We start from the raw sequence: 18564 nt of genomic DNA on the forward strand, positions 1-18564 counted from the left end.
GAGGTAGTATCATGAAAAAGCTTATGGTTTTATTTCTGGTGTTTATAATGATTTTCACTCTCGCCGCCTGCGGTGAGAAAAGAGAAGGAGGATCGCAAGCACAAGGTTCTGCTCCGACTGAAGCAAGCAATGCCCCTTCCGGCGAAGAGGAAAAGGGAAAGGCCGGGCTTTCCCTCGACGATATCGCCGGGACTTATTCGATGAATACCTATTATGACGGCAAAGAACAGAAGCATACTGTCGTGTTCACAAAGAGCGGAGATAAATTGGTGGCATCCAGCGATGCTAAAGGTGAAGAACCTTTTGAATTATCCTATGATCAGGCTTCGGGAACAGCTTCATATGTTCAAAAGATTCCCCATGAAGACAGTGAAATCACAATAGATGCAAAATATACTTTTATCCTTGAGGATGGGAGTACAAAGGTAAAAGGTGAAACGACTATGTTATTTAAAGACGAAACAAAAGATGGACCCCGGTACGAAGGATACAAGATCGACTGACTGAAAGTTGGCTTGCTATAACAAGAATTTTAGGAGGTAATCTTATGAAAAAGACATTAATTATATTTTTATCATTGGTACTTATGTTCACCTTCGCCGCTTGCGGTGAAAAGAACGGCGGTAAATCACCGTCAGAAAGCTCCGCGCCCACCGAATCGGGAAATACTCCCTCCAGTAAAGCGGGAGCGGATGAAAACAAGTATTACGGCATCGGCGAGGCGGCCGAGGTCGATGGCATTGAGATTACAATCGACAAGATCGAAATCATTGACGATATGAGCATTCTCCAGAAATATGTGGAGGGGTCCGTCTATGTCAAAGTTTATGCCACTGTAAAAAATATCTCTGATGAAATACAGTTTGCACAGGATCCTCTGCTCTGCATCGTTCGAGACGGAGAGTACGACGCCGAGCTATCGGACAATTCGCGCAACAGTGATGTATGGAATTTTGAAACCGAAGGAATGTATTTTGAGGAGACAATCGACCCCGGCGAAACGAATAGCGGCTGGACGGTGTTCCAATTAAAACCGGACGAAAAAGAAATCATCATGAAATATAACGTCATGTATGATACCGTTAAATTTAAGCTCCCAATAGCCTAAGCGTGCGAAAGGAGATATCGTTATGAAACGAAAAATACTATCCCTTTTGCTTGCAGTCGCTATGCTGTTGTCCTTAATGGCGGGGCTTTCCGGATGCGGCTCTGGTAATCAGGCTATGACTCCCGGCACACAGAAATCTGAAACCTTTACGGTGGAGGACGGACAGACGGCATTGGCCTCAGAGGACGGTGCGGCGATAGACTTTGGCTGTCTGCTGGAGGCTGGCGATGAACTCACCATACAAAAGGTATCGCCCGCGTCAATAGACAGCGATGTTGAAATCTACGCCTACGATTTCAAGCTGTCCTCCGGACAACCGGAGGGCACTGTCGAGCTGGCCATACCCTATGACGATGCGGGGCTTGGCGCCGATGAGGAGCTGCTGTCGGTCTGCGGTAAGTATCTCAACGAACAGAGCGGTCAGTGGGAGGATGTCCTTTATACGGTGGACGCTGAAGCCAACAAGGTGCATATTCTCACCGACCACCTCTCCACCTATAGCGTGTTTAAGGTCACGAACGCAGGAAAGCGCAGCGAATACATTTCCGATGTCAACGTCTACGCCGCTTACATGACGACAAAGCAAGCGGAGCAGCTGCTCAAAACCTACGCCGAGCAGGGTGTGTCGTGGCAAGAGGATGTTATATCAGCGTTTCTAAATGCAAACAACTCACTGCCGATGTTCGCTGAAACAAATATCCCAACTCTCGTATCGCTTGGAGGCGCATACGACGATATGATCACCGAACCGTTCGGCAACGCGTTGACGGTTTTGGGCATCGCGACCTCCTGCACCCAGTTCGCGTATGATGCATACAGCAACGGGCTGACAAGCAAGGAAACGTCGATCAGCGGAATGAAAACCGTGTTGAATCTGGGGCTGAATTTGGCGTCGTCAAAGAAATATCTGTTGGATTCATTTCAGGTGGCCTATGTGGGCGTTGGAGTGATCGACATCGCGCTTACCGATGTGATGAATTTCGCCATCGACACCAAGTATGAAAGCACAAAAAATATGTACGACGCCTATTACGCAAGACCCGAAAACAAGCGCCGTGTCAAGGATTGGTACGATTTATTCAAGAAGATATACAAAGAAAACAAATCCGCCCCGCAGACAGCTCTCGACAAAATGCAGAGCGAGATTGACAACTATGTAAACAAATACTGGGAGGTCGCAGCAAGCGACTGGGATTCATGGATAGACGCCTTTGACAAAAACGGCAATCTGTCCAAGTATCCGTGGCCGTCGGAGAGCGACCGCGAAAAAATATCAAGTAATTACAAAGCTGAGATCTATGATTACCTTCAGGTTATGTTCCAGTCTCTGAGCCGGGATATGTATTTTGATGCTCTCAGTCGGAGAGAAAAGGAGTATAAACAGCTCGCCGCACAGCTCAACACGATATATACCATCACGATAAAGGAACAGGAGATAGAGGGCGAGCAGCCCAAATGGGCAAACTGCTATGTCAAATTGGCGCCGCTCTCCGATAAGGCTACCGCAAAAGCATGGACAATCAAGTTGGATGATAAATCAAACGGGCAGTTGAAATTTACTCTGCTTGCCCACGAAACAGCAGGATTCCCGATAAAACTGGAATTCTTTAAAACGCAAAAGGATTGGGAGGAGGGTAAGGTTGCGGCGAGCACAAAGCTAAAACCGTTTACAAACACCGAAAAAACCTTCACCATAAAAACGCAGGCGGAAAAGGTTGACTGTTCAGGAACCTTCACAGGCGTACTTCATGTCGCGGAAACAGGTAAGGACATTGATGTGACAACTGCAGTCACATTTGAAAAGGATTTTGGCGACGGCTCTTACTATAAAATCGTCTGCTCAAATAATGAAACCCAGAGCACCTACATCAACGGCAGCTATTTTGTGCGGTGGTCGACAGGCGAGGCAAATATTGCGGGAGCAAAATTTGTATTCTCCGCTGACGGAACATCGTTCAGTGCCTCAATGCGAGACCACAACGATAAAGAGTGGGGCGTGATTACCTGTCAGAGGTAAAAACGACCCCAAGCACAAGATATGTCGGCCAACATGAGAAAACAGCGCACAATAATCGGATCAAACAAACTGGAGGCATATCCATGAGAGATAATATTCCATCTGCGGGCAGAGGCAATAAAATCTTGCCCGCAATACTGATCGCGGCCAATCTGCTGATGCTTGTGATAGGCGTTCTCACCATACCGCCCAATTTGCCGTCAGCAGCAGTAAAGGAATCTCCTGCGCCGAGGACGGAGCAAACAGCGCTCGTTACACCGACATCGGAGAAAGAAACCCCGCCTGCGGCCACGGAAAGCGGTAGTATTCCCGCGCCGGAGGTAACAGGCGTGAGCTTATCCACGGAGGAACGCCCCGATTTGGAGGACTTTCTCTGGTACACAGAGGACGTGGTTTATGACGGAGTTCCATCCGATGCGAATATCATAGACAATATCGGCCCGTTGACCGGGAGCTGGAAAGCGCTGATTATTTACGACCCCAATAACGAATACGATGCGGGCGCTATGGAGTTTCTCAATGTCGCCCTTGCAGGTGCGGCGGAGAGCCTGAGCCTCACCCTCGACTGGTATCAAATTTTTTGGGCCAACGAGGGAGAGAGCTTCGATGAAACGGATATGGAGGACGGCGTATTCAACGGCAAGTGGGAAAACGGCGGCCTGTGGGCATCCGGTGCGGGAACGATTCGCCTGACACAGTTCTACGAGCAAAGCGGAAAGCAATACGCCATCGGCACGATGGATACGCCCGACGGGATACCGGCGCTTGTGGCGCTGGTGCGACCATAAGGAGGTGCAGATATGGGAAAATATTGTACGAATTGCGGCAAGGAGCTTCATACCGGCGCTCGCTTCTGCGCTAAATGCGGCAAACCTGCTACCGACGCACCTGTTCAGATGCCAACACAGGCTCTATCGCCGCCGACAACTCAACCTGTACAGAAGGCCGGACGACCCGTGGCATCAAGACAAGCCAGGCAGCCTGCAGCACCTATACAGACCGGTTTCGTAGCTCCGCAGTCCAAACCTACTGCGCAGTCGCAGGGTGTACATTTACCTCAGCCTGTTTATACGGCACCTGCTTATGCACAAATGGAACGCCCGAATAAAGGATCAAAAACAAAAAATGGCCGTGCTTCGCTTTGTATCGTGCTTGCTATTGTACTTTTTTTTCAAACTGTTGCCGTAGCTATGTACGGATGGCCAGGCTTTGCGGTAGACGGCTTGTTTGGCAAGAGTGATCTCTACATGTTACAGGCGGATCAATCCTCTGTGGAAACTGATAGCAGTGAAGCCAGCGGCCCTACAGGTTATTCAAAAATCAAAATAAGTAAAAGTGATTACAAAACCAAGCCCATTACTGTAGATGTGGGACCTGAAAGCACGCGTGCTGAAACAGAAGGAATCTCTGTAGATTTCGGCGAGTTTAACCTTTCTGAGGAGGAAACGCTTGAAATTAGAGATCTCGGAGTAAAAAAAGATGACGAAAATGGATTTTCGGCCCACTGCTATGATTTTTCGCTGGGAGATGTGACTGAATTTCCCACGTATGTGACGATAACATTGCCGTATGAAAGCACAAAAAATGCGGCTGACAGACTGTTCGTGCAGTATTATAACGACAGTACGGGCACATGGGAGCTTCTTTACTCCGAGCTCGACGAATCTAATGGCACGATTACCTTTTACACCGACCATTTTTCCACATATGCCTTGTTCGACTATTTTGAATATGAAAAGGGATATAACAGCGGTCCTCTCTCAAAGGTAGTCTTCAGTTCCGCAAAGCTGGATGATATGATTGATAAATGCTTCGGCGACCAGGATTTGTTTATCGCAATGCTGCGAAAAAACTCGGCAGAGGACAGCGGACTTATCAATATTGGAATTGACTCCTTTGGTTTGTCCAGCAATCTTACCTCTGCATCAGATAATACCATTCAGCTTGTATCGTCAACGGGGTTGATGTCGAATGAAATGTCAAAGGCTCTCGGAAACAGTTTTGGAAAGATCGGTGCAGGTCTGACTGCAATCAAGGTTGGCTTATCATGGTATCAATCAGGAAATGTGAGTGAAACGCTTAAAAAGAATAAATATGACATTATCGAGCTCGGGTTAAGCACGGCTGCGGGAGCCCTTGGAGCTGCTCCATTGACTGTTGCCGCAGCTGGAGTATGGCTTGCTGGTATGGTGGATGATGGGATAAGAGATGTAAAGAACTATGGGTATGAAAACGAAATAGAGCACGCTTATCAGGAATTTACCTGGGAATATGTTTCCTATTCCAACTATTCCGGAGAATTTGGTTGTTCCCTCCCTAATAATATGCCGGCGCGAGCATTTATTGATGAAATGGAAGATGCTGTAATAGTTAACAAGGGAAACACTTGGGCGTGGCTTCTCCAGCGGGAATTTATTAAAAACCGTGACAACCCTCAAAAAATGTTTGAATCAATCGACAAACTCCTGGATGATTACGCAAATGTGTTCTGGAAGCTGAAGCCGAGTGCCCGGAAAATGATCGCCGAGGATATACACGTAGCGGACCGATGGCAGGAGCCAGGCACACAGGAGAAAACAAAGTATACGGAAGGGCTGAAGGCCGTATTGCGTTACCGACTAAGGAAGCTGTTTGCTTGCCTTTACGAGCGTTGTATTTTAGACGCAAAGCAGAGACTTCTTTGGGAGATAAATGGTTTTGAAAAACAGATGAATACGGTAACTGAATTCAGTGTCTATGCGTCCGATGTAGACGGAAAGGAAATTCCTCTGTCTAAGACTGAGTATAAGGATTATATAGCGGCATTTGCCAAATCCCCCTCCGATAAGCCTACTATCTGGAGCTGGTCGCCGGGAAGTAAAGATAACGGTAAGTTTATGTGCACACTTTATAATTTCATTACTATGGGTACGCCATCATTCGTCAAATTCTATAAGACATGGGAAGACCAAGTCGAAGACAAAGCCGCTTTTACTCTTTCCTTCGCATATTCTGCACCAGCCGTGAAGTTAAAAATAATCCCGCTGGGAGGCATGAAGATAGAAGCTAAATGGTTTGAGGGTTACTGGTCACGAGACCCAGATTATGATCCATATCTCGACGTAGCAATTAAAATATTGGACGAGAAAACCTGTGCATTTTATGTAGGCACCATGTCCCGCTACACGGCACTGGATGAGTCGAAGTATTATACGTGTAACTATGTATTTGACCCGGTAGAGCATACTCTTATCATTGAAAACTATAAAGATTTCCCCAATGGCGTTAAGCTGATTGCATGTGACAAATCCGAAGGGCAGTATGGGGCTGACTATATTCAGTTCAGGAAGGGAGAGGGATACCAATATTCAGCACTGGGGGATGTCATTCGTATGGAATAAACAACAGGAGGGAAAATGTGACAAAGAAAGGAATCAGCAAAACACCGCTCTTTTTGCGAGTTACATCCATTCTGATGCTGCTGGCCGCCCTGCCCATGCTGCTGTGGTGCTTGCATCTCATAGACAACGCGGCGCTGGACTACGAATACGCCGGGGCCGGATGTTTCGTGGCCGGAATCGTGTACATCTTTTCTATTGTAACGGCCATCGCGGGTCTGGCCTTTGCAGGGCGGCACCACCGATATCGCTGGTGCCGGACGCTCGGTCTTATCCAACTGGCGGCGGTGGTGCTGCTGATCGTTCCGCTGATCGTTCCGCTTCGCTCCTATGCCGCGCTCACGCTGCCGCCGCTTATTCTGTTTACCGCTTTGTATCTGTTTGGCGTGGGCTGGCGCGAAAAACGAGATTACGAACAACAATGAAAGGAGCGTCCCGATGGCAAAGAAGAAAACGAGCAAAAACATTCCCCTGCCCATCCTCATCCTTATCTGCGCCGTGCTGCTGTTTGCCATGTATTTGAGCCTCTCCACGCTGGCTCTGGCGATATGGGGAGATAGCGTCATGGGCACGGTGGACAGCTATGACAGCCGCCGGGACGATACGACCGCGCAGGAAAACCGCTCCCGCACCGTTTCCAAGGGCTATTGGTTCATGGTAAACAGCAAGGAATACCGGGGTTATGTGATATATAGCAGCGACGAGGCGTGGCCGAGCTTGGATGAAGGTGAATCACGCTCCGAGCGCATCCGCTATCTGTCCTTCTTCCCCTACGTCAACAAACCCGCCATGTTGTGCGAATTCAGCGAGATGGGTGAGGTGGCGATCATTTACCATATCCTCGCCCCCGTCGGTTATCTGCTTTTGCTGCTGCTTGTCATACGCACAGCCAGAGGCGGGAAAAAGAAGAAAATAGCGGCGAGGAAACCCGCCACGCCTCAAATAATCGAAGCAAGGAGTGATACGGATATGTTTTGCCCTAACTGCGGAAACAAGCTGCCAGAGGGCGCGGCTTTCTGTTCGGGCTGCGGCGCAAAAACACAGGTCAGTGCCCCCGGTGTGTGTACGGCCTGCGGCGCAAAGCTGCCGGACGGCGCTGAATTTTGCATCGGCTGCGGGATGGCGGTCAATCGGGCAGCATCGCAGCCGATGGAGGCAAGCCAAGCGGCATCTTCTGCGCCCCCACAGGGCGGCGCGGGGTTGGTCGGCTTTTCCGATAGGTATAACTGCCCGGAGGTACTGGCCGCCGCGCAGAAAAACAAGAAATCCTCTATTGGCTGTATGTGGATATTGGTTTTCGTGCCGCTCATCGGCTTTCCCGTCGCCGGTCTGCTGATGGACGATTTCCCCTTTGGTGAATCCCTTGTCATCGGCGTGGGCATCGCTCTTGTCATGCTGATAATTAATATGCTGGCGCTGCGAAGGACCAAGCAGCCCATGTGGGAGGGTGTAGTCGTCAATAAGTACAGCAAGGAAAAAAGCGAGCATAGGGGCGGCGAGGATGATAATTACAGAACCTATACGGAATATACCACAATCATCAACACCGACGCGGGCAAGAAAAAGACCATCGTGGAAAAGGACAGCGGACGGCATATGTACGATTATCTCTCCGTTGGCGACAGGGTGCGGTTTCATCCAAGATTCGGTACATACGAGAAATACGATAAATCCAAAGACCGAATCATCTATTGCAACGTCTGCTCCATGATGAACCCCATACAAAATGACCGCTGCAAGAGGTGTAATAACCTGTTATTCAAATAAGGAGGCTTTTCGTAATGGATAAATTTATTACCATGCTGGAGGCGGCGGAGTTTGCCGCCACACTCTGCGGAAGCTGGAGCTTTGCCACATCCAATGATAGATACGATGTAAAAGGCTTGCTGGTGCTTGCCGAGACAAGCGACAGTGAAAACCCCATCGATGAGGACAGCTTTTATGTGGTTTCGCCCGCCGGAGCCATCGGCTTATGCGAGGACGGCGAGGACATCGACTGGCTGTTTCTGACAGGCTCCAGTGAAGATGAGGATTTACCCGCCACCTATCAGGTCGACCCGCAAATAAATTTCTGCCCGAGATGCGGCTCCGGTGTTGTTTCCGGCGCTCGCTTTTGCGGAGCCTGCGGCGCGAAACTAAATTAGAAATATACAAGAACCACTATAAGACAGAATAACAAAATGAATATAGCCAAGGGCAAACCCGGTTAAAGCCGGGGACGCAAAGCCGAGGGTCTAAGGTGTCTTAAGGCACTATGATAGTCTGGCTGCTAAAAGTCAAGCGAAAGCCTGCCCTCTTACATGAAGGGCGGGCTTTTGTGGCTTTTACGGACGTTTCAGGTATCAGGATACCGGCTTTCGCTATGAGCTATGGTGAAAGAGGTATCCATATGAATATATTGCGCTATCATCCTTTTTCGAGGTGTAAATAGAGACGGAGCAATCTGTACATACCGTCCTTTGCACTTGCAACTTCATATCATAAATCCACAAAAGTCAGCATTTTGCCATGGGCGAAGTGCTGACTTATTCTTTTCGACAAGAAATCTGTTTGTTTTTCAATTTACCCCAATTTTAAGACCTGATAACTGTAGGTTTGTCGAACCTTGCTGCCGATCTCCTCCGCTTCTGACATTTTGACTCGCCATCAAAATTTCAGAAAACGGAGGACAAGCCATATGGAAGAAAAGAAAGAGTATAGGATTAAAGTGCAGGGACAACTCATTCCCGTCACCGAAGAAGTCTATTTGACATATTACCGCATGAAACGCCGTGAACTACATCTGGAGGAAAAGGACACAGCGCATGGCGTGTTTTATTATAGTGCTATGGATACTGAGGAAATCAATGGTGAGGATGCGATTCCAGACCGCACTTCTCCTCGTTTGGAGGATATGGTCATGGACAAGCTGGTAGCGGAAAAACTTCATCAGTGCCTTGCCCAGCTCACCAAAGAAGAACAGGAGCTGATTTTTACTCTGTTTTTTCAGAATAAAAGTGAGCATCAGGTATCCAGAGAGACAGGCATCGCCCAAAAGACCATTCACAATAGAAAGGTTCGTGTCCTGGCTCGTCTGAAAAAACTTATCGAAAAGTAAAAATAATTTGGCTCAACCCCCTCACGAAACCGGATTAGTAGTGAGGGGGTTTTTCTCATTCCCCCAACCGTACTTTGAAAATTTCATATCCGATGACCTGAATACTTTAGCTGACGGACCCCGAAAGGGAAAAGCGACCCCGGAGGATGCGCCAAGACCACCTGTAGGCAGGCAGCAAGAAAAGCGAAATCACTCATTTTTCTGTTTGCTCGTTTCTTTCTGCTCCTATCAAAGACGGCCAAATAAGGTGCAAAGCGGTACCCATCCGACCGAAAAACAGGCTGTGGCAGCCTGTTTCGCAATGATCCCGTCATCCTATATTGATACTTCTGTCCAGTCACAGCCCCCACAAGACCTGGGGATCACGCAATGAGGGCAGCCGGCAGAGATCCTGGCGGGGGTGGGATTCCCATGATGCGGCATAGCCAGCCGCAGTTCAGGCCATCGCCTTTGTTGTGCAAAGCATCGTATGCTCTGCACAGAGTGCTTGGGGAGTAGTGTCGAATTAAGCACCGTTATTACAGAAAAAAGACTTAATGTCAGAAGCGATGGGGATCGCTCTGCCTTTATAGCAGGGCGGTCCCTATATTTGTGCCATTAAGAAAAAACAAAGGAAGTCCAAACCAAGGAGGTGCAAAATTTGAACACGATAAAGCAAGGCATCAGCCGCGGCGATATTTTCTATGCCGACTTAAGCCCTGTTGTGGGCTGCGAACAAGGGGGCGTCCGCCCCGTACTTATCCTGCAAAACGACATCGGCAACCGCCACAGCCCCACCACCATCATCTGTGCCATCACCGGCAAGCCGAAAAAGCCCCTGCCCACCCATGCGGCCATTGCCGGGGCGGGCAGATTGTCCAGGGAGTCATTTGCACTTCTGGAGCAGATACGCACCATCGACCGGATACGGCTCCGGGAATGGGTTGGCAGGCTGGAGCAGCAGGAAATGGAAGAAATCAATCAGGCACTTATTATCAGCGTCGGACTGGCTCCGGCGCTTTTTTTATTTGGGAGGGAAACGCCATGACAAACACCCAGGTAGCAGATAACCTCATGTTCATTGCCGCGCTGCAGCAGCTTGTACGCCTTGCGACCGCCAAGGGCATGACGGACAAGGAGTTTGAACAGGTCAAAAAGGACTTGGAACGCAGGCTGCGGCCCACGATTATCGCCTCCTACTGACCCCCGGATTTTGTTTCTAAATGTTATCAATTATTCAGTAGCTATGTGCCAAGAGGTGTGGTAGTGTATGTCGTTGAAAGGAGGGAAAAAAGATGTATCAACCCAATTCAACACCGGCAGAACAGCCGAAAATCACAGTCATATCAGCAAGAAAGCCAGAAATGGCAAAGCTCCGCGTGGCGGCATACGCCCGTGTGAGCAGCGACTCGGATGACCAGCAGAACTCCTACATCGCACAGGTGGATTACTACACCAAAAACATTGCCGCCCAAGAGGGCTGGGAGATGGCGGACATTTACGCCGACGAGGGCATTTCTGGCCTCGTGGCAAGCAAGCGGGATGATTTCAACCGCATGATACAGGATTGCAGGGACGGAAAAATCGACCGCATCCTCGTCAAATCCATATCCCGCTTTGCGAGAAACACCAAGGAATATATCCAGTATGTGAGGGAGCTCCTCCGGCTGGGCATCTCCATCCATTTTGAGAAAGAAAACATCGACACCGGCAAGATGACGTCGGAGCAGATCGCCACCATCTACGGCGCCTTCTCACAAATGGAATCGCAAAACCACTCAAACAATATGCGGATCAGCGTCCGCATCCGAATGGAAAAGGGCGACTACCTCTCGCCATCGATGCCTTACGGCTACAGGCTGGAGGAACGCACCCTGGCGGTCATCCCCGAACAGGCCGAGGTGGTGCGCCGTATTTTCGCCGCCTACCTGAGCGGCCAAGGTAAGGATGACATCGCAGACGAGCTGAATCAGATGGGCATCCCCCGCACAAAAGGCCGAAAGGTGTGGTATTCAACCACGATAGGATATATCCTCACCAACATCTCCTACACCGGGGATATGGTCTGGCAAAAGAGCTACTCCACCAACGACATCCCATTCCGTCAGGTGCGGAATAAAGGAGAAAAGCCCAAATACTTTGTGGAGAACTGCCATGAGCCGATTGTCTCCAAGGACGAATTCCAGCGGGTGCAGGCTCTCATGGAAAGCCGCCAGAAACAGATAGCCGGAACGGTTTCCTCCGCACTGCTGGCAAAGAAAATCCACTGCGGAAACTGCGGGACCCTGTTCCGAAGAAAAATCGATAACGAAAAGGTCTACTGGACATGCCGGAAACATAACCGCGACAAAGACCTTTGCCCCACCTCGCAGATACCGGAGGAACAGATTATCACAGCAATCCTCCGAATGTACCACAAGCTGAAAAGGCACCGTGAGCAAATCCTATCACCCATCTTAAACCAGCTTACCGAGCTTCGGGAAAAGGAACTCCGCTCCAACCGCAAGATAAACGACATTGACAAAGAAATAGCCCAGCTCACCGAGCAGAATCTGGTTCTTGTTCGACTCAAGTCGAAGGGATACGTAGATTCTGCTCTTTATTTATCCCAAACAGGAGAAATCGACTTCAAGCTCCGGGAACTGCGCCGTCTGCGCCGCCGCATCATGGAATCCACCGGCGAGGACAGGCAGATCAAAGCCACCGAAGCGATGCTGGATTATCTGGAGGCCAGCCCCGAATACTTAGAGGAACTCACCGAGGAACTGTTTGAAACGCTGGTGGAGAACATCACCATCTCCTCGGAAATCGAGATGAACCTCAACCTTTATAACGGCCTCACGCTGAAAGAAACCATGGAAAGGACGGTGCGGTAATATGGCATGGCAGAGAAAAATCCCATTCGGATATACGATGAAAAACGGTGAAACACTGTGCTGCCCCACAGAGTCGGCAGCCGTCAAAGAGATTTTCAGGCTTTACTCAGAGGGCATGGCCTACAGCAAAATTGCCGATGAGATGATGCTTCGGGGCATCCCCTACCATAAGCATACCAGCCAATGGAATAAGCACATGGTCAAGCGAATCCTCGAAAATGAACGCTATCTCGGAGAAAAGGAGTATCCACCGATCATCGAACCGGCAATCTTTATGGATGTCCAGCTCATCAAGGGAGATAAAAACACTTATACGCCCTGCCCGGATTACATCAAGCCCATCCGTGAAAAGGCGGTCTGCGGCGTGTGCGGCGGGAGGATGCTCCGCGATACAAGGGCGTCGAAGAAAGTCCGCTGGTACTGCGAAAAGGAAGGCTGTACCAACCGCCGCTACATAGAGGACGAGGATACCCGCGCCGCCCTGACAGAACGGCTGGATGCACTGGCGCAGAACCCCATCCTCTTAGACTGGCCCCTCCCACAGCACGGTGGAGAGCTGACGCTGGATGCAGCTCGTATCCAGAACGAGGTGATCCGTGAACTGAACAAAGCGGAGCCGGGTACAGAATATACAAAAATGCTGATACTGGCCTGTGCCGCCGAAAAATACAGCGGACTGCCCGATTATACCCCCTACCATCAGATGCAAAGACTGAAGGAGCAAATCACAAGCCAGCCGATGGATGATGACTTTCGCAATAGGACTTTCAGAACTGCGGTACGGGAAATCCAACTTACTGACGGTGGCTTGGGACTGCGGCTCATCAACGGAAAAGCCCTTGAATCGGCTGGAAAGGAGATTGGAAAATGCCTGCAACAGCAATCAGGAAGGTAACGGTTATTCCTGCCGATCCGATATATGCCCAAAAAGATATCCGCAAAAAGGCTCTGCGTGTGGCGCCCTACTGTCGGGTTTCTACCAACTCCGAGGAACAGCTCGACAGCTATCAGGCGCAGATTGAATACTATACCGAAAAAATCGCCGCCCAACCTGAATGGACCATGGTGGATATGTTCGCGGACGAGGGCAAAACCGCCACCTCCACCAAAAAGCGCAAGGACTTCCTGCGGATGATCAAAGCCTGTGAAAAAGGCAAGGTGGATCTTGTCATCACCAAATCGGTATCCCGGTTCTGCCGGAACACGCTGGACGGCCTCGATTATGTCCGCAAGCTCAAGCGAATGGGCGTAGGGGTTTTCTTTGAAAAGGAAAATGTCAACACCCTTTACATGGACAACGAGATGATCCTCACCTTCATGATGAGTCAGGCTCAGGCCGAGAGCGAGTCCATGAGCGGCAACATCCGTTGGGGACACCGCAAGAATTTCAAGGACGGCAAGGTTTACTACCACTACGCAGGCTTCCTCGGTTACCGCAAGGGCGAGGACGATCTGCCGGAAGTCGACCAGGAGGAAGCGGAAATCGTCCGCAGGATTTTCTCCCGGTATCTGGTGGGGCACAGCGTAGCCAAAATCATCGCTGACCTTGAGGCAGACGGCATCGAAACGGTGCGGGGGCATAAAAAGTGGAATGACGGCGTCATCCGCGGTATGCTCAAAAACGAAAAATACATCGGGGATGCCCTGCTCCAAAAGACCTACATCGCAGACCTGTTCACCCGCCAGTCCAAGAAGAACAACGGCGAGCTTCCCCAATACTACGTCCATGACTGCCACCCAGCCATCATCGACAAGCTGACCTTCCAGCGGGTGCAGGAAGAAATGGCCCGGCGCTCCAGCCTGAGAAAAGTCAGCGCCACCGCCAAAACCGAGCTTGCCAAATACAGCGGCAAGTATGTGCTGACCGAGCTTTTATCCTGCGGCGACTGCGGAAGCCCCTACCGCCGTGTCACTTGGACGAGGCCGGAGGGAAAGAAAATCGTCTGGCGGTGCATCAACCGTCTGGAAAACGGCAAAAAGTTCTGCAAGGATGCCCCCACGCTGGAGGAAAGTCGTATCCACGCCGCCGTGGTCTCGGCCATGAACGAGATGTTCAGCCTAAAGACCATGAAAGCACTGCTGCAGGACAGCATCCTGTCCGCCCTCTCTGAAAAGGGCGGGGAAACCAGTATTGCAGCCATCGACGGCAGACTGTCGGAGCTGCGGAATCAGCAGTACGAGCTCCTCCAGCTCGCCGCATCCGTGGGAGTAAACTCCACCCAATACGATGAGGAACTGAATAAAATCAGCATGGAGTTTTCCGCACTGATCGCAAAGCGGAACGAGCTGGAAAAAAATCAGCAGGACATTGCACAGGCAGACAAGCGTGCGGAACAGATAGCCGCAGGACTGGACACGGTGGATACAGGCATCACCGGATTTGACGAGGTGGCGGTGCGGCAGCTTATCAGCGCCGTCAGGGTACTGAGCGAAGAAAAACTGCTCATCCGTTTCAAGGATGGAACGGAAATCGAGCAGATCATATAGCGGAGGAACCAAAGATGATTTATATCACAGGAGATACCCACGGCAATTTCCGTAGATTTGAAAAAGAATACTTCCCCGCAGGACAGAGCCTGTGCCCGGAGGATTACGTCATCGTCTGCGGCGATTTCGGAATATGGGATGAAACGCCCCAATCGAACCAAGGGCTGGACTGGCTGAACGACCAGCCGTTCACCACCCTGTTTATAGACGGCAACCACGAAAACTTTGACCTGTTAAACCGCTTCCCGACTATGGCGTGGAACGGCGGCAATGTCCATCAGGTGCGGGAGCATATCCTGCACCTGATGCGCGGACAGGTCTTTGACATCGGCGGGATGACCTTTTTCACGATGGGCGGTGCGGCCTCCCACGACATCAGCGCAGGCATACTGGAGCCGGACGCTCCCGATTTTATGTATCGAAAACAGATGCTGGATCGGCGAAGGGCACTGTACCGCATCAACCATATTTCGTGGTGGAAAGAGGAAATGCCCTGCGATAAGGAATATGAAACTGCCCTGAAGAATCTGGAGAACGCAGGATGGCGTGTGGACTGCATCCTGACTCACTGCGCCCCCGACAGCATTGCGGCACAGGTGTGCCATCCCTACAAGCCGGACCGTCTGACCGGCTTCTTAGAAACGGTCAAACGCCGGTGCAGCTTCGACTACTGGTTTTTCGGGCACTACCATGACAACCGCACCGTTGAAGGACAATTCATTCTGCAATGGGAGCAGATGGTGGAAATACGATGATAAAAAATATGGAGGTAAGTATGATGACAAAGGAAGAAGCGACAGCAAAGTCTGAAAGCCGGTGGTACGAGGGAAAATTCCCGCAGGAAATTGTGGAGTTTCAGTTATATGAGGATAAGCTGTGCATGCCCCTGCAGCTTTATCAGGAAGCGGTGGAGAAAGTGCTGGGCCGGCCAGTATACACCCATGAGTATAAAACGCCTGAAAGACTGATAGCCGAGTATGAGGCCATCAAGTCCGCGGATGGCTGCCAATTACAACAAGGTCATGAGATGGCCTGATAGGAGGGATCACGATGTTTATGGAGCACAAACAGGTGCAGCGGATTAAGGAGCAATACCCGGAAGGGACCCGCATCCGACTGATTGGAATGGATGATCCCTATGCCCCCATTGAACCCGGTACGGAAGGTACGGTGAACCTTGTCGATGACATTGGTACGCTCCACTGCACTTTTGACAACGGGCGCACCCTCGGCGTCATCCCCGGTGAGGACAGTTTTTCCGTTATCTCACGCCCGGAGCAATCCGATCTGTCGGAAAACGAAACTGAGCAATTCGGCATGAAAATGGAATGAGAGGTGAATTTAAATATGGGTAATAAAGATTTGCGGACAGTTTATATAGAGCAGTTAAACTATCTGCTTCCCACGGTGGACTTCCCGAAGCTGGATAAATCCTGCAATTCGGAAGATGACAGCTATGCCAAAGAGATACTGAAACGGATTCACGACATTTTTACAGACATCTATGGTACGGACTGTCTCGATAGCGGTTATGAATTCGTTGAGCTCCCCGCTGTCATACAGGGACGCAACACCGGTCATATCGGGCTGGGCATCGTAACACTTGATCTGGAGTCCTCCGGCGAGCATTGGGGAACCTTCTTCTTAACACCGAAGGGCGTCATCGAACAAGGCGGAGAGAACATAAAGCCAGACCAATCCAAGTACCTGTCAACCGTATATATTCCATACGAATACTGGTACACCGTTTCTGTCGAGCGGGATCACCATGTGGATTTCGACAATGCACCGGAGAAAGTGGCGGCTCTTCTGAATCATTGCTATTCGGAACAGCCGGAAATGGAAAGGGACCGCCAGCAGGAAGGCGACTCCAATTCTAACCAGCAAAATGGCCCGGTTATAGGTTAACACCGGACTTTTATCATAATCAACCCTCTTAGACTACAATAATTGAATGGAGGAACGATATGAAGCGGATTACAACAGATGAGCTTCGAGCCATGGCAGGCCGTGAAGGGCTTATTATCCAGGGCTGCGGCGGTGACCTCACGGAATTGGTAAACGGCATCAATGATATGCTGACGCAGGAAGGCATCCTGCAAAACGGCGATGCTTTCAAAGATGTGTCCGTCTTTGAGTATGACGGCTGCACCAATCTGCTGTTTTCTATGGAAAATGTGGATCTGAACATAGGAAAGCTCGCCATGTGGCGGTTGCAGAGCCATGAAACCTTTGGCGGCACTTGGCTGAGTGATTACCTCCCCAACCGGCTGGGTGTCGACATGGATCAACCGCCTGCCCAAAAGGAAAAACCCGACTGCGCTCTCATCGGGCAGGACGGCAACATTTTCAATCTGATAGGGATTGCGTCCCGAACACTGAAAGAGAACGGACTTGGAGAACAGGCAAAAGAAATGCGGGAGCGGATCATCGCCAGCGGCAGCTATGACAAGGCGCTCTGCATCATCGGAGAGTATGTCAACATCACCTCTGCCGAAGATGCCCAGGAGCAGGACTGCGGCTTTGAAATGGGACAAAGCTACTGATACCCCTTAGATTCTCACCGGCAGAGCCGACTCTGCCGGGTACATAAAAAACAGGCTCACACCGAGCCGGAAAGGAGAAGTCCATGAAAGCACTGAAAAATGACAGCTCCCTCTATGCGGGGCAGATCGTGTCCGCCATAACCGCTTGCTACGAAAACAATGACAAGCCGTCCAATCGGTCTCTGATGGAGCTTTATATTCTGATCGGCCGATGCATCTGCCGTCAGGGAGAAAAAGCCTTTGTCGCTCACTTGGCAGAAATGCTCGCCTCCCGGTTTCCATCGCTGAAAGGCTTCTCCCTTCGAAATCTCCGCAGGATGCGTGACTTTTACCGCATCTATGCAAACAACCCAGCTCTCATGGAAAAAGCGCAATCTCTTGGCTGGACACAGAACGCCGTTATACTGGAGTGCTGCGAAACCCAGGAGCAGCGCTCTTTTTATATTGACCTTGCGGCAGGACAGAACCTTTCCAAGCTGGCGCTTATGAAAGCCATTCAGGAAAATGCCTTTGATACCTTATTTAATGAAGAAAGTCCTGCTGAAAACGGTGAACCCAGCTTCGCCCCTGTAAGGGATAATTCTCTCAATGCGGCTGTAGACACCGCCGCATCCATTGAAATGGCATGTGAGCCATCTATGCCAGCGTGTGAACCACTCCGCCAAGGGGATACTATGCCCCGCAGCACCGACAGGGTGTCCACCGCTGTCTCCGCAGAGGTTTCAATCGGTAGACAGACAAAACGCAAAGTCGATGGAGAACCGCCGCCTCTCGGTTTCATTAATCTACATCAACCATATCCGCCTCTTCTTGTGCTATGGACTGATAACCTGAAACCGCCGCAGAAACCTCCAACCGGCGTGCAATCCCAAAAGAAAAACCTCTCCTCATGCGGAAGAACGCAACGTAGAATCCAGCAGAGGATACTCCTTCTGGAACAGACCGTGGCATAGAATAATTTGAATACGTCCAAGGGTAGTCCGAAGCCGAGTTTTTTGATATAATTGGATTTGAGAATGACGGCATAAAAACCGCTTTATTTTATGAAAAGAGGGTCTGCTATGGAGAAGAATAAGA

20 protein-coding genes, 1 pseudogene and 1 riboswitch are annotated in these 18564 nt (G+C 50.2%); all 21 genes and pseudogenes read left to right on the forward strand.

The features are described 5' to 3' along the window. Positions 1-11 precede the first annotated feature (11 nt). The 21 genes and pseudogenes from HZF24_RS03250 to HZF24_RS03345 all read left to right on the forward strand — a co-directional run bounded on the left by HZF24_RS03250 (position 12) and on the right by HZF24_RS03345 (position 18440). Entirely contained in the window at positions 12-503 is a 492-nt protein-coding gene (locus HZF24_RS03250; RefSeq protein WP_179236843.1) for a lipoprotein, read from the forward strand. A 44-nt stretch (positions 504-547) separates the two neighbouring features. After that, positions 548-1108 carry a DUF4352 domain-containing protein gene (locus HZF24_RS03255; RefSeq protein WP_179236844.1) on the forward strand — a complete coding sequence of 187 codons (561 nt, stop codon included), beginning with the start codon at positions 548-550 and terminating at the stop codon, positions 1106-1108. Between the two features lie 22 nt (positions 1109-1130). Then, entirely contained in the window at positions 1131-3125 is a 1995-nt protein-coding gene (locus HZF24_RS03260; RefSeq protein WP_179236845.1) for a hypothetical protein, read from the forward strand. A gap of 83 nt (positions 3126-3208) precedes the next feature. After that, on the forward strand, positions 3209-3913 hold the full coding sequence (locus tag HZF24_RS03265; RefSeq protein ID WP_179236846.1) for a hypothetical protein: 705 nt from the start codon (positions 3209-3211) through the stop codon (positions 3911-3913). A 12-nt stretch (positions 3914-3925) separates the two neighbouring features. Then, positions 3926-3994 (forward strand): annotated as a pseudogene (locus HZF24_RS19420) (zinc-ribbon domain-containing protein); the annotation flags it as partial. A gap of 222 nt (positions 3995-4216) precedes the next feature. After that, positions 4217-6505: a hypothetical protein gene (locus HZF24_RS03270; RefSeq protein ID WP_246345938.1), complete on the forward strand. Its 2289-nt coding sequence runs from the start codon at positions 4217-4219 to the stop codon at positions 6503-6505. A 17-nt stretch (positions 6506-6522) separates the two neighbouring features. Further along, complete coding sequence (locus HZF24_RS03275) at positions 6523-6927, forward strand: hypothetical protein (RefSeq protein WP_179236848.1); 405 nt, start codon at positions 6523-6525, stop codon at positions 6925-6927. A gap of 13 nt (positions 6928-6940) precedes the next feature. Continuing rightward, a complete protein-coding gene (locus HZF24_RS03280) occupies positions 6941-8269 on the forward strand; it encodes a zinc ribbon domain-containing protein (protein WP_179236849.1) in 1329 nt (442 codons plus the stop codon). 14 nt (positions 8270-8283) lie between these two features. Then, positions 8284-8646 (forward strand): zinc ribbon domain-containing protein, encoded by a 363-nt coding sequence (locus tag HZF24_RS03285; RefSeq protein WP_179236850.1) that lies wholly within the window; start codon positions 8284-8286, stop codon positions 8644-8646. A gap of 41 nt (positions 8647-8687) precedes the next feature. Next, positions 8688-8776: riboswitch (cyclic di-GMP riboswitch) on the forward strand. Between the two features lie 403 nt (positions 8777-9179). Next, complete coding sequence (locus HZF24_RS03290) at positions 9180-9599, forward strand: sigma-70 family RNA polymerase sigma factor (protein WP_179236851.1); 420 nt, start codon at positions 9180-9182, stop codon at positions 9597-9599. Positions 9600-10239: 640 nt separating this feature from the next. Then, on the forward strand, positions 10240-10626 hold the full coding sequence (locus HZF24_RS03295; RefSeq protein WP_179236852.1) for a type II toxin-antitoxin system PemK/MazF family toxin: 387 nt from the start codon (positions 10240-10242) through the stop codon (positions 10624-10626). Further along, positions 10623-10781, forward strand: coding sequence for a hypothetical protein (locus tag HZF24_RS03300; RefSeq protein WP_179236853.1), 159 nt, complete (start codon positions 10623-10625; stop codon positions 10779-10781). Before HZF24_RS03295 ends, HZF24_RS03300 begins: the two co-directional genes overlap by 4 nt. Before the next feature lie 92 nt (positions 10782-10873). Next, positions 10874-12454 carry a recombinase family protein gene (locus HZF24_RS03305; RefSeq protein WP_179236854.1) on the forward strand — a complete coding sequence of 527 codons (1581 nt, stop codon included), beginning with the start codon at positions 10874-10876 and terminating at the stop codon, positions 12452-12454. Positions 12455-12491: 37 nt separating this feature from the next. Continuing rightward, positions 12492-13349, forward strand: a complete 858-nt coding sequence (locus HZF24_RS03310; protein ID WP_246345939.1) for a recombinase family protein — start codon at positions 12492-12494, stop codon at positions 13347-13349. Beyond that, positions 13322-14941 (forward strand): recombinase family protein, encoded by a 1620-nt coding sequence (locus tag HZF24_RS03315; RefSeq protein ID WP_179236856.1) that lies wholly within the window; start codon positions 13322-13324, stop codon positions 14939-14941. Before HZF24_RS03310 ends, HZF24_RS03315 begins: the two co-directional genes overlap by 28 nt. Positions 14942-14955: 14 nt before the next feature. Further along, a complete protein-coding gene (locus HZF24_RS03320) occupies positions 14956-15696 on the forward strand; it encodes a metallophosphoesterase family protein (protein ID WP_179236857.1) in 741 nt (246 codons plus the stop codon). Positions 15697-15716: 20 nt separating this feature from the next. Beyond that, positions 15717-15977, forward strand: coding sequence for a DUF7736 domain-containing protein (locus tag HZF24_RS03325; RefSeq protein WP_246345940.1), 261 nt, complete (start codon positions 15717-15719; stop codon positions 15975-15977). Between the two features lie 14 nt (positions 15978-15991). Next, complete coding sequence (locus HZF24_RS03330) at positions 15992-16273, forward strand: DUF4314 domain-containing protein (RefSeq protein WP_179236858.1); 282 nt, start codon at positions 15992-15994, stop codon at positions 16271-16273. A 15-nt stretch (positions 16274-16288) separates the two neighbouring features. Beyond that, positions 16289-16849 carry a hypothetical protein gene (locus tag HZF24_RS03335; protein ID WP_179236859.1) on the forward strand — a complete coding sequence of 187 codons (561 nt, stop codon included), beginning with the start codon at positions 16289-16291 and terminating at the stop codon, positions 16847-16849. A gap of 59 nt (positions 16850-16908) precedes the next feature. After that, positions 16909-17487, forward strand: a complete 579-nt coding sequence (locus HZF24_RS03340; protein ID WP_179236860.1) for a hypothetical protein — start codon at positions 16909-16911, stop codon at positions 17485-17487. 83 nt (positions 17488-17570) lie between these two features. Further along, the gene (locus HZF24_RS03345; protein ID WP_179236861.1) at positions 17571-18440 is read left to right on the forward strand and encodes a DUF1016 N-terminal domain-containing protein; all 870 of its coding nucleotides are present in this window, start codon (positions 17571-17573) and stop codon (positions 18438-18440) included. The last annotated feature ends 124 nt before the right edge of the window (positions 18441-18564 follow it).

Source organism: Sedimentibacter hydroxybenzoicus DSM 7310 (assembly GCF_013403245.1).
Lineage (GTDB): Bacteria > Bacillota > Clostridia > Tissierellales > Sedimentibacteraceae > Sedimentibacter > Sedimentibacter hydroxybenzoicus.